Origin of the sequence: Actinocatenispora rupis (assembly GCF_016861975.1) — a bacterium.
Taxonomy (GTDB): domain Bacteria; phylum Actinomycetota; class Actinomycetes; order Mycobacteriales; family Micromonosporaceae; genus Actinocatenispora; species Actinocatenispora rupis.
Map to the genome: position 1 here is coordinate 179629 of NZ_BOMB01000024.1, position 13047 is coordinate 192675.

Sequence of the window (13047 nt, forward strand, 5' to 3'; positions counted from 1 at the left end):
GGTACCGGTCGAGCTCGCTCGGGGCCTGCGGGACCTGGACCCCGGCGCGCTGACCGCGATCCGTTGGCACGTCCAGCAGATGGTGGACGCGGCGTCCTGGCCCGAGAACCTGGTGAACGGGCAGCCCAGACCGCTCCAGGTGCGGATCCCGGAGATCGACGCGTCGGTCGCGTCCGGGCTGGAACACATCCGCCCGACCAGCCCGACGTACGACGCGGCCGGCCAGCCGGTGGCGCGTGCCCGGGTGACGGTGGTCGGCGACCGGGTTCGCCGGTTCCCGGTGCCGGTGCGCATCAGCCAGGAGGACCTCGACACCGATCCCGTCAACAACATCGTCTACCTCACCAACCCGGACGACCTCGCGCGCACCGCGGTCCTCGTCAGGGATGGGGAGATCGTCGACGCCGGCGGTACGCCGTTCCAGGGCCGGATGATGTTCACCGTCGACCCGCGGCAGGCGGTCCACGCCACCCCGGAGAGCCGGAACTGGAAGAGCGTGACCCCTGAGGAGCGCGCTCAGGGTGTGAAGGGCCACGCGCACTCGTCGCTTGCCCGTGAGGTCCTGGCCGCCGGCGAGTTCTATGCCGTGCCCGGCAAGCCGTTCGTCATGCTCGACCACAGCGGTCACTTCATGCAGGGCGCGGACAAGGGCGCGGAGTATCTCGACGAGTTTCTGCAGGTTCTTCGAGCGCGCGGATACGACACCAGCGACGTCTGGTTCGTCTCGCTGGGCGCTGGCGAGCCGGAGATGGTTCGTCGCGCGCACGAGGTGTTCGACTGGGCCGTCGCCGCGCTGAACTCACCGGGTGAGATCCCTGGCGTCAGCGGGGTCGAGGTCCACGGTCCGGTCATCCCCGGGCGACAGGCGGAGAACCGTTCCGTTGCATGGCTCAGGGTGACGACGGCGGACGGCCGGTCCGTCGACGTCGACGCCTCGAACGTGTTCCACTATCTGACCGCCCCGTGGCTGGACCGGGACGTGGCGGATCTCGGCTGGGCGGCGGCCGACTGGCTCACCGCGAAGATCCAGCACGCCCTTGCCGCTGTCCCTGCGACGACCGCCGCAGACGCGGTCTCTGCCGCGCTGCGGGATCCACGGTCGGCCGCGCCCGATGGATGGAACGCCGTGGGGCAGGCGCTGGCGGGCGCGGTGGCGGGCCTCCGGCCGGGTGGGTTCCGGCTGGCGCCGGCGAGGTTGCTGCCGGGGACGGACACCCTCGGCGTCGAGCTGGCGATCGTCGGGGACGGCGCGGAACCCGGGCGCGCACGGTTCCGCTTCACGAACGACACGCTGCTCGTCGACGAGATCCTTCTTCCCCCGGGTGCGCACAGCAGCGCGTCCGGACCGGTCCTCGGCGCCCTCGTCGAACTGGGTCGCTGGGCGGGCGTCACGGCGGTGGATGTCACGACCTCGGCACTCCCGGACCAGGACGTGGCGTACGACCTCGGGTTCGGGTTCGCCGACGCGGCTTCGGCGGGCGTGGGTACCGGGCCGGGGGGCGAGGTCGTCTTCACGCCGGGCACCCCGCTCGGCGAGTTGGCCGCGCGGTACCAGAGCGACCTCAACCGCCTTGGTGCCGGCGACCCCTGGATCCGGGACCTGCTGGTCCGCGCGTCCAAGGTGCCGTTCGGCTCACCGGACTTCCCCACGCCGTACGAGATCCGGTACAGCGGAAGTAGTTCGGTCTACCCGCTGCCGCGGCCCGACGTCGGCACGGACGCGCTCAAGGCCGTTGCGGTGCGTACCAGACTGGTGCTGCGACCCGACCAGTCCGCGCCGACGACGGCGGACCAGCCACGGGCCGCGGACAACGTCGCGGTGGCACCGGCATTGCCCGACATGGATGCGGTTACCCATGTCGTTGCCCACGCCCACGCCCTCCCCCACGGGGCGGGCCTCTTCGTCGGGACGGTGGTGCCGCCCGAGCAGCGCACCCCGGGATCGCCGACCCGGGGCGAGTTCGCCGCTCTCTTCCGCCCTGTCCAGGGGTACGTGACGGTCGACGTCGACGGCGTAGCCAACGGGTTCCCCGTCGTGGCGGGGCGGGTCGTCACGGTCGAGCAGCTCGCCCGCGGTCTGCAACAGGTGCTGGGCACCGACTCCCGGCCGATCAAGCTGAACGTCGACCGTGGCGTCGGGCTGGCGCGTGCCCTGTCGGCCGCCATGCCGGGCCGGCTGGTCGTCGGCGCCACCGAGACGATCCACCTCAACCCCGTCGGGCACTACGAGGCGGTCTCCTCGCAGGTGCCCGGCCGCACGGCGCCCGACGGCACCTGGCAGGGGTACGTCAACGGCCAGCCCGCGCAGCACCACGCCGCGGCGTTCGACGCGGTCGCCGACCTGCCGTCCGGTGAGGCCGCGGTCCAGTGGGCGATCGACAACGCCCTCGTACTCGACGGTCATCCGGACGTCGTCTTCTTCACCGGCCCGGCCGAGGCCGCGACGTTCGCGGGGCGGATGGCGACTCGGGGACTGTCCGTCGTCACTCCCGACGGCGCGGCGCGGTCGGTGTTCACCGTCGTCGCGCACGGCCACGAGAACTACGTCGAGGTGAACGGGCGCAACATCGGGCTCGCCGAGTTCGGTGAGGCGATCCGCCGGTTGACCGCCGGTGTCGGCACCTCGGCCGGTCACGTGGTCCGGATCGGCGCTGCCGGCCGGGTGCTCAAGCTCGCCGGCTGTGACCTCGGTGTCGGACCGGACGCCGCGCAGCGCATCATCGGCCGGTACGCCGGGATGGACACCCTCGCGCCGCTCGGTGTCCTCGGCATCACGCCAGACGGTCGCGAGATCGTGTTCGCGCCCTCCCAGCGCGCCAGCGCGAGCGCCGGGTTGCACGGCAGCAACGGATGGCGGCTGATCCGGGGCAGTGACGGTCAGGAACTGCCCTACGCCGGAAACGGCGGAGTGCGCGGCGCCTGGGTCCCCGACCTCGCGGCGCCGCCGCGCTGGGCCGAGGGACCGGCCGGCGAGCTGGTGCTCGGCAGCTCGTCCGAGCCGGCGCTGCCGGAGGTCGGCGACTTCCCGGTGACGGACGGGGTCCAGCAGATCCTGGACGAGATCGCCCGATCCACGGACGGGCCGGTCGAGAAGGCCCAGGAGATCCTGCGCGGGGTCTACCACCGGTCGATCGAGAACCTTGTCCGTGGCCGGTACAAGGGCGAGGTCAAGCGGGCCGCCGGGGCCGGCGCCTCGCCCGAGGAGGCGAAGCGGACCGCCGCCGAGAAGGTGCGGTCACCCGAGATCACCGCCGACATCCTGGACCGGGCCACCACGCAGGTCATCAAGTGGGTGACGAACGCCCGCAGACTGGCCGAGCAGAACGGCGACGACTTCGTCGAGCGGGTGGCGCGCAACAACAAGAACGTCAAGAAGGTCGCCGACGCGTGGCGCCAGCCGGACGAGGCGACCGGGGCCGATGCGACGATCGTCGACGAGGAGCTTCCGCCGGAGCTGCAGCTGGTCGTCGACGAGATCGAGCGCAGCGGCCACTCGCGGCTTGTCATCGAGTACGCGAAGAAGCAGATCGTCGCCGTGTTCGCGCTGGAACGGTGGCACGCCGTCAAGCTCGTCCGGGAGGACTTCCTCGACGGGGTGGAGCAGGCCCCGACGCGCGAGGATCCCGCCGAGGTCGGCCGCCGGTGGAGTGCGTACGTGCGGCAGCAGTCCACCGCCGACCGGATGGCACAGCTGGCGAAGGACCTGGCCAACCAGAGGCTCGACGAGCAGCGGGCGCGTGCCGTCCTGGACGGTTCGGACTTCGTCCTGCGCCTGGCCGAGCGGTACGTCTTCGACTTCGCGCTGGAGCACGGCCAGACGCTGCCCCCGGGCCTGGCGTCGCTGCCGGCCGCCCCACAGGCCGCCATTCGCCTGATCCAGCGCGTGCAGGCGCGGCTGCGGATGGCGGACGAACAGATCACGGCCCTGCTGACCGATCGCCCGGAGCTGATCGAGCGGGGGGCCCACCACTGGGCGTCGTCCCGGGACTCGTTGGCCGAGGTGGTCAACGGCCTTCACGCCTCGTACCTGGTGGGTGAGTCTCCGGACGGGCAGCCGCTGAGCGACGACGGCGCGGTTCGCATCCTGACGACGATGAACCGGGTGAACAGCCAGCTGAGCGGGATCCTCGGCGAGCTGGCCGTGGCGCGAACACTGCCGGACATCCATGCGGTCGAGATGAGTGTGGCCACCGTCGTCGTCCAGGACGGCGAAGAGGACGTGGTCACGTCGAAGATCGACCTGGTCAGCGACGGCGGACGGACCTGGCACGAGGTCAAGGCGACCCTCGTGGAGACCCAGGTCGTCCTCGTCGACGGCCGGTTCGAACTCACGCCGTACCTGCGGGACCAGGCGGAACGGCAGCTGCAACTGGCCTGGCGGAACGGCGCCCAGGTCGTCGAGCACTACGTCAACGGTATCCATCCGATCGCGAAGATCGCGCTGGAGTCGTTGCGGATCACCGACGAGCACGGCGTCGAGATCCCGGACGCCCGGCTCCGCGTCGAGGGTCCGCCGCGCGTTCACCTGCCGCTGCCGAACCTGTCGGCGGCGGTACCGGGCCGCGAGACCCCGGGCGAGATCATCGCGAACGCGCTGCAGCGCCAGGGCGACCCGGTGCCCGCCGACCTGGACACGACGCCGCCGCAGTCCGACCCGGCCCCGCGGTTCGGCCCGGACGGTCGGCCGGTGTTCACCGGCGAGCGTGCGGTGCAGCACGTGCAGACCGTCGCGGAGAACGGCCGTGTCGAGCGGGACGGCGCCGTCGTCGGTTGGTCGCTGCACGCCCCGGGCACCGACGAGGCCGCCTACGCCGCGAACGTCGACGGCACGCCGGGCGAACTGTTCGTCTCGTTCCACCACCAGGACGGCCTGGTCCTGGTCGGTCGGGCGTGGGTGCCGCCGGCCGAGCTGTTCGCCGGACTCAAACCGGCCCTGGACGAGGCGATCCGGGCCAGCTCGCTCACGCCGGAGACCGTACGGGTCCCGCTGCTCGGCTGCTTCACGGCCGACATCCTCGACCGCGCGGTCGAGGTGCTCGGCGTCGAGGTCGGCGGCGCGACCGGCCCCGGGTTCCTCGACCCGGACGGCCGCTTCATGGTGATCGACCAGGCGTCGGACAGCATGCTGCCGACGTTCCCGGCCGACGGCTACATGATCTGGCGCCGCCCCGACGGCAACCTGTCCTACACGCCGTCCGAGCAGTGGGAGACGCCGCCCACCGACTGGGTACGCCTCGGCACGCCCAGCGGTCCCTCGGGATGGCCGGCCCTGCCGGAACGCGAGTTCCCGATCCCGGACGCCGTGCGACAGGTCCTCGACGAGCTCGCGTCCCGCGGTTCCCACGGGGTGGCCGAGGCCCAACAGGTCGTGGTGGACCTGTTCCAGGAGCGCGCGCGCACCGCGGCGACCAGCGGGTACGAGAACTACGCGGACAACAAGCTCGCCGCGTACGCGGGCACGGAGGACGCCGCGGAGCGGGCGGGTGCCGAGGCGCTGACGTACGCCCAGAGCGACCGCGGCCTGACACAGAGCCTGCGTCAGGCCGCGGATCAGACTGTTGCCTGGGTGCGCCGGGTGGATCGCAGGGCCGCCGCCGCCAACGACGACTTCGTCCTGCGCGTCGCCCGCAACGATCAAGAACCGCCGAGCAACCGCCCCCGCAAGGACCGCCAGTCGGCGCCGACCCCGCTCTCGGATCCGTCGCCCGACGATGTCGCCAAGGCGCAGGAGAAGGCGACGAAGGCGCTGCGGCGTGCACGCTCGCTGCACCAGCAGGCCGTCAAGGAGTTTCGGAAGCTGGACAGCCAGGACGTGCCCGGTATCGCCGCGCTCCGGCTGCGGCTCGATTCGGCGACGCGCGCCCTGGAGCGCGAGGCGACGCAGTTCGGCGCACAGGACGAGGCGCCGGCCTACCGGAAAGCCGTGCTCGCCGAGTACCAGTTGACGAGTGTCATCGGTAACTGCCTCGGCCTGACCGGCGAGATCCGGTTCGCGGCGAGCCTGGACAACATCAGCCGGCTCGGCGAAACCTACAACGCCGTCGTCATGCGTAACGGAGAGCCGCGGTCCGTCATCGTCGACGTCGACGTCCTCACCGATGACGACACCGTCTGGTACGAGGTGAAGACCGCCGGTCCGCGGAAGCAGGTCGCGGTCAGCGACGGCGAGACCCACGTGAAGCCCGATCTGGCCGACCAGATCCAGAACCAGCTCGACGTCGCCTGGCGTACCCGGATCAACGGCCATCGGCCGCGTGTCGTCGTGGCGTTCCCGAACGGGGCGCACCCGGTCGCCGAGCGCGAGCTCACGGCGCTGCGGGCACGGGACGACGACGGCAACGAGGTCGACTTCGGCCCCACCGTCATCACTCAGGCTCCGCCGCGTCCCGCGCTGCCGAAGAACCCGGCCCGCCCGGCCGCACCGGCGCGTTCTACCACGCCGAAGCCGACGACCACGGCTGCCGCCGCCCCGACGGCGGTGGCCGACGAGCCGATCACCGTGCCGGACGAGGTCCAGCGAATCCTCGACGACATCGCCCAGATCGGTGGCCCGGTCGAAGACGCACGCAACGTCGTTCTCCGCCGGTACCGTGAGGCGTTCGCCAAGCAGGTCGAGGGCGAGCGCAAGCACTGGTGGAACGAGCGGCTGAGCCAACTCGGCGAGGACACGTCGCCGAGCCAGCCGGACAGCGCTGCGGAAGGCGAGCTGGCCGAGCACCTCGCGTCGGACGCGATCCATGGCCGCTTGGCGCGGCAGGCCGTTGCGCCGGTCGAGGCATGGATCCGTCGGGTGCGTTCGAAGGCTGCCGACCCGGCTGACTTCGTCGCCCGCGTTGCCGGCAACGGCCAGGCTCCGTCTCCCACGCCCGGGCAGGTCGTCGCGCGATCGGTTGCTACGCCGCCGCGTCCGGCCGCTCCGTCCCGTCCGGCGACACCGGTGCTCTCGGCGGGCCCGTTCACGGCGGCAATGCTGCCCGCAGAGGTTCGCGCGGTCGTCGACGAGTTCGAGCGGAGCGACAACCAGCCCGCTGTCGTCGAGGCCGCCACGGCCGCCGTGGTCAACAGGTTCCGCTCGGCGTACGAGGAGGCCGTTGCAACGCTGCGCACCGCGAAGGCGCGGGAGTACGTCGCCCAAGGCAAGGGCGAGCCTGAAGCCGAGCGGGAGGCGGACGAGTTCGTCGGGACCGCGCCGGGACGGTCGATCGCCACCGAGCAGGCGGTGGCCCGGACGAACTTCTGGATGAGGCAGACCAGGGTCAGGGCGCACGCCGACAACGCCGACATCACCCTGCGCGTTGCGGAGTTGCACGTTCGCGAGCAATGGCTGGAGGACGCGAACACCAGCGTCGGCTGGGTCGTTTCCCGGATGGTGCTCACCCCGCACCAGCAACGGCTCGCGCGCTACCTCGCTGGCCGGGAGATCCGGTTCGCAACCGTCAGGTCCGTCATGAACCGGGTACTTGCCGAGAACCCGGAGTTCGAGGGCATCGGCGGGCACAAGTGGCGGCAGACGGCGCAGGAGCTTGAGGACTACCTGGGCAACGTGCCGCCGGAGTACTACCTCGGACGCACGGCCGACGGTCAGCCCATGACCGATGAGCAGATCGACGACACCCTCAAGGAGCTGGGAAAGGTCCTCAGCGCCATCGACGGTCTGGGCGGCGAGCTGTATCTGGCGTCCCGGCTTGAGGGCATCACCCGCCTCAGCATGGACGTGTCGGCCACGGTGATCCGCAAGGGCGTGCAGCGTGACGTCCGTTCCGAGATCGACGTCGTGACCGATGACGGTCGGACCTGGCACGAGATGAAGGCGACCTTCATCAGCATCCAGGTCGAGGTGACCGGCGGGCGGATGCGGCTCGCGAACAAGCTGGCCAACCAGATCACGCGGCAGATGGAGATCGCCTGGCAGAACAAGGTCGACGGCCGGCCGCCACAGATCGTTCTGCACTTCCCGCGTGGTGTGCATCCCGTGGCGCTCGTCGAGCTGGAGGCGCTGCGGATCAAGGACGAGAACGGCGTCGAGATCCCGGACTTCGCCGTGCGGGTCGAGGGTCTGCCGCGGATCTACATGTCGCTGCCGAACCTGGACGCCGCGGTGCCGGGGCGGGAGAGCGCGGCCGAGATCGTCGCGAACACGCTGAGGCGGGTGGGCCGCGACGTCCCGCCGAATCTCGACGAGCTGTACCCGGAGCCGACCGGCGGCGCGGCCGTCTCCCCGGATGGACGGGAGCTGCTCGCCGGCGAACCCGCTGTCCAGCACGTACGCGAGGTCGCCAGGCGGGTTCCGGCGGGCTGGTCGTTGCACGCGCCCGGTTCGCAGGAGGCGGAGTTCGCGGCGGCGATCCCGGCCGTGCCGGGGGAGCGGAGCATCACGTTCCACCACCAGGACGGCCTGGTACTGGTGGGGAACGCGTGGGTGCCCGCTGCGGACGCCTTCCGTGGCATGAAGGCCGTGCTGGACGAGGAGATCCGGACCAGCGCCGACCTGACGCCGGAGACGGCCCGGGTGTCGCTCACGGCGAGCTGCGACTCGGCAGACCTCCTGCACCTCGCGGGCGACACGCTGGGGGTCGCGGTCGGCGGCGCCTCGACGACGTCGTGGCTCGGCTCCGACGGTCAGGTCGTCATCTCGTCGGTCGACCCGATGTCGGACACCATGGCGCCCAGCTTCCCCGCCGACGGGTACGAGATCTGGCGGGAGCCGTCGGGCGAGGTCTCTGCGAGGCCGACGCAGCAGCCCCGGGACGCCGCAACCGTGCGGTGGGCCCGGCTGGGTGGTACGGACGGGATCGACCGGCGGCAGTTCCTGCGGTGGACGGCGGCGGTGGCGGCGACCGCCGCCGCGGCGGAGCTGGTGGGCGGCGACCAGGGCGGCCCGCAGCCGCCGGGAGACTTCTACGGCAAGCACGGCATTCCGCCGAAGGCCGCAGCGAAGCCCGTGTCGGAGCCGCGTTCGCGGGAGAAGTCGGTCGGCCCGCGGGGTCTGGTGGCGGACAACTTCCGGCTGAAGTACCGGGAGACTCCGGCGGCGGACGCGCTGTGGAAGGCGTTGCCGGACAAGGCGAAGTTGCCGGCGGACGCGGGCAAGGCGGTCGCCAAGGTCCTGTCGGGCGCGAAGGAGCACGCGACGCCGACCGCGCACGGCTGGCACTGGCCGCACTCGGTCGGCGCGGACCACGGTCGGTACCCGCAGGGCGTCGCAACCAGCGTCAACGCGTCGCCCGACGGCACGTTCGGCGGCAAGCGCGTCGTCGGCGTCACCTGGTACTCGAAGCATCCGAGCAAGACCGTCGGCAGCGAGCTGACCCTGGTCGACTACTCGGATCCGAAGAAGCCGCTGCCGTACGAGGACCTGCTGCTGGTCGAGCCGTTCGTGGACGCGAAGGGGCACGCGAGCTTCCGCACGATCGACGTGCACGCCGGCGGTCTGGAGATCTACGGCAACCTGGCCTACGTGCCGGTCACCGGCAGCGGCTTCCGGATCTTCGACCTCAGCAAGATCGTGCGGGTCGAGGACGGTCCGAACGTCGGCCGGCAGAAGGACGGGTCGTACACCGCGGCGGGCTACAAGCACGTGCTCGTCGAGACGGCGCGGTACGAGTCGTCCGCCGTCAACGCGTACAAGAAGCTGCGGTTCAGCGCGGTGTCGGCGGCGATGACGGAGTCGGGCCCGGCGCTGGTGGTCCCCGAGTACGACGAGCACGGCCAGGGCAACCGGGTCGTGCTGTTCCCGCTCGGCGCGAGCTGGGGCGACCAGCTGCGGGCGTCGGCGGACGGCTACGTGCACGGTTCCGACGCCTGGGAAGTCAGCGTGCAGAGCGTGCAGGGCGCCGCGTTCGTCGACGGCAAGGTGCTGCTGTCGTGCAGCGACGGTGAGCACCGCAAGGGCTACATCTGGACGTTCGACCCGCACCACGACCGCATGCCGGTCCGGCCGAAGGACCGTTCGCCGTGGGTCGGCGAGGAGGACTTCGCGCTCGGCTGGGACAACGCCCTCTGGACCCTCGCCGAGCACCCGAACCAGCGTCAGGTCGCGCACATCCCGCTGACCGACGTGCTCGGTGGCAAGTGGCGGCCCACCTCGCCGATCACCGCCGGCGCACCCACCAGGCCGGCGCCCGCGCGCCAGCATCACCCGGCGCCGAAGAAGCCGGGCACCGCGGCACCCCGCGACCGCCGTTCGGCCTCGCACGCCGTGGTCGGCGGGATCCTCGGCATGCTCGGGCTCGGCGGTACCCGCCGTGGCGGCCTCCTCGCCCGGCTGTTCGGCGGCTCCGGCAGCACGCAACCCACCGAACCCGAGACGCCGACGCCGACGACCGAGGCGCACGTCTGGTACCCGCGGGACATGCAACCGATCGCCGACGCGGTCGACCTCGTGCCCGGCTGGCACGCCGAGGGCACGGGCTACGGTCACCTGCACGCGGTGCACGAGAGCGGCGAGCGGGTCTGGATCCGCGAGTACTCCCGCGGCGAGCACCGGTACGAGCTCGGCGAGCGCTGGTCGACCGAGCCGGTGCTGAACCGCGAGACCGAGGCCGATCCGTGGCTGACCAAGACGTGGCGCCGGACGCTGGTCGTCAACGACCACCACCTCGCCGACCGGGGGACCCTGGAGCGGCTGCTGCGCCGAGGTCTGGCCGCCGCGGAGCCTGCTGAGGCAACCGGTGCCGACGCGCCGGCGCTCGGCCCGCACGGCGCGGGCGGCGAGCCCACCGTCGACGACCTGCGCCTGCTGTACGACCTGAACCTGCTGGTCCAGGAGTACCGGGGAACGCACGCCGACCATGCCGCGGGCATCAACTCGGAGCTGGCGTGGCTGCGCCCCCGGATCCTCCGCCCCGCCGGCGAGCCGGGCGCCGCTGCGCAGCGCGAACTCGTCGAGCGGTACGTGCCGGGCGCGACCACGGTGCTCGACGCCACGGCCCACTTCGCGTACCCGACGCCGGCGGACCGTGTTGGCGGCGTGCCGATCGGCACCCCTGTCGAGGTGTCCGACCACCGTCGGCTCTGGACGTTCGAGGTGCCGGCCGAGCTTGCGGAGAAGGTCGCCGCCGGTGACCCGGACGGTGTGCTCGCACTGACGACCCATGCGCAGCGTCTGATCGAGGCAGCGTCCCGGCTGGAGGACCGGACGCCGCGGATCGAGATCCGCCTGCCCCGGATCGCCGCCCGGGACGCGCTCGCCATCGAGCACCTGCGCGCCCCGGTCACCGCCGAGGGTGCGGTACGCGCCCGCGTCACGGTGGTCGGTGAGCGCACCTCCGACATGCCGATGCGGGCGGACCGCGCCCCGACGATGGCCGCGGACGACCGCCGGGCGGGCACGCCGTACTTCGAGGGCGACGACCTGGCGCGGACGCTGGTGCCGCCGAGCCAGGACGGCCTGCTTCGTAGCGCTGACGGTGAGCTCCTGCACGGCAGGTACCTGTACGTGGTGCCGCACGGCACGGACGACCTGCATGCGGCGCGCGCCGCGGATCTCCGCCCGATCGGGGGGACGCACGCGTCATTCGTGGCCGGTGGACCTGTCGAGGCGTCCGGCGAGTTCTACGCCTACCGCGGGCGCATCGTCTGGATCGACGACCACTCCGGTCACTACATGTGGCAGGCGACGGACTCCAGCTGGTTCCTGGACCGGCTGCGGGTGCTGCTGATCGGCCACGGCTACGACACCTCCGACCTGTGGTTCCTGGACTTCCGGGGCATGCGGCAGGCTTCCGCCGAACGCGCCGCCGAGATCCTCGGCGCCGCGTTGGCCGAGTTGGCCGTGCCGGGCGAGATCCCGGGCGTCACCGAGCTCAGCCTGGTCGGGCCGCCCGTGCACACCACGTCGCCCAGCGACCTGCCCGTGGCCTGGGTTCGGGTGTCCACATCGGACGGTCGGACCCTCGTGGTCGACGCGTCCGCCGCGTACCGGTACGCGGGCGCGCAGCTCCGGTCCCGCGGCGCGGACCTGGTGGCCTGGACGACCCAGGACATCCTGCGCACCGCGATCGACCAGGCGATGCGGGACAACCTCACCACACCGAAGCTGCCGCACTGGGATCTGCTCGTACCGCGGAATGCCGACGAGCTCGGCCACCGCGAGGTCGCCCTCAGCCAGATGCTGCCGCGCGTCGTCGGGGCGCTCACCGTGGGCGGCGCCGCCCTGCATGTCGATCGGGTGACCCAGGCGCCGAACGAGATCGGCTTCGAGGTCGCGGTCACCGGCGACGGCGCGCCGCTCGGCACGCTGACGTACCAGGTGAGGCGGAATGACGACGAGGAGATCACGATCGGCCTCGTCGCGTCGACGATCGACGACGCGGGCTGGACGGCCCAGGCGCACACCGAGCTGATGCCGCACCTCGCCACCGGTGCCCGCGCGACTGTCGCCCCGGGCGTCGTACCGTCCGACAGTGGTGCGGTCGGCCCGGACGGCCTGCCGATGCTGCAGGGTGACGCCGCGGTGGCGCACGTTCGCCAGGCCGCCGCACGCGGTGTGGTGGAGTCCGGCTGGTCGCTGCACGTCCCGGGCTCGACGGAGGCCCGGTACGCCGCGGCGGTGCCGGCCGAGCCAGGCAAGCTGGTGATCCACCTGCACCACCGGCAGGACGGCGACCTGGTGCTGGTGTCGGGTGCGTGGGTGCCGTCGGTCGACGCGTTCACGGCGCTGCGATCGCTGCTGGACGAGGCGGCCGGTGTGCTGCCGTCCGACGTGAAGGTGCGGCTGATCGGTCCGAGCTCGACCGTGCTCGCCAGGACGGCGGCCGACGCCCTCGGTGTCGAGACGGCCGGCGCCATGGGCACGATGTGGCTCAGTTCCGACGGGATGTACGCGGTCACCGAATCCGACCCCGGGCTGCCCAGCCGTACGGTGCGGCGGTTCGGCAGCTTCCTCTGGACCTCGCCGCGGGGACCGGCAATGCCGGAGTCCGAGCGCTCGCCGTACCGCCTGGGCAGGGAGCGAACCGGCGAGATCGGCTGGGTCCGGCTCGGCTCGGCCGGCGCGGACCCGGCGCTGATGGACCCGTCCCGGGCGACGCCGCCCGTCCGGCCGGC

The 13047-nt window shown here is 72.1% G+C and carries 1 protein-coding gene (only partly in view); it reads left to right on the forward strand.

The whole window is internal to a DUF6528 family protein gene (locus tag Aru02nite_RS22015) on the forward strand: the coding sequence, 118716 nt in all, runs 14204 nt past the left edge and 91465 nt past the right edge, and what appears here is coding positions 14205-27251 — codons 4735 (partial) to 9084 (partial); the first codon wholly inside the window starts at window position 2. Both codon boundaries (start and stop) fall beyond the window edges.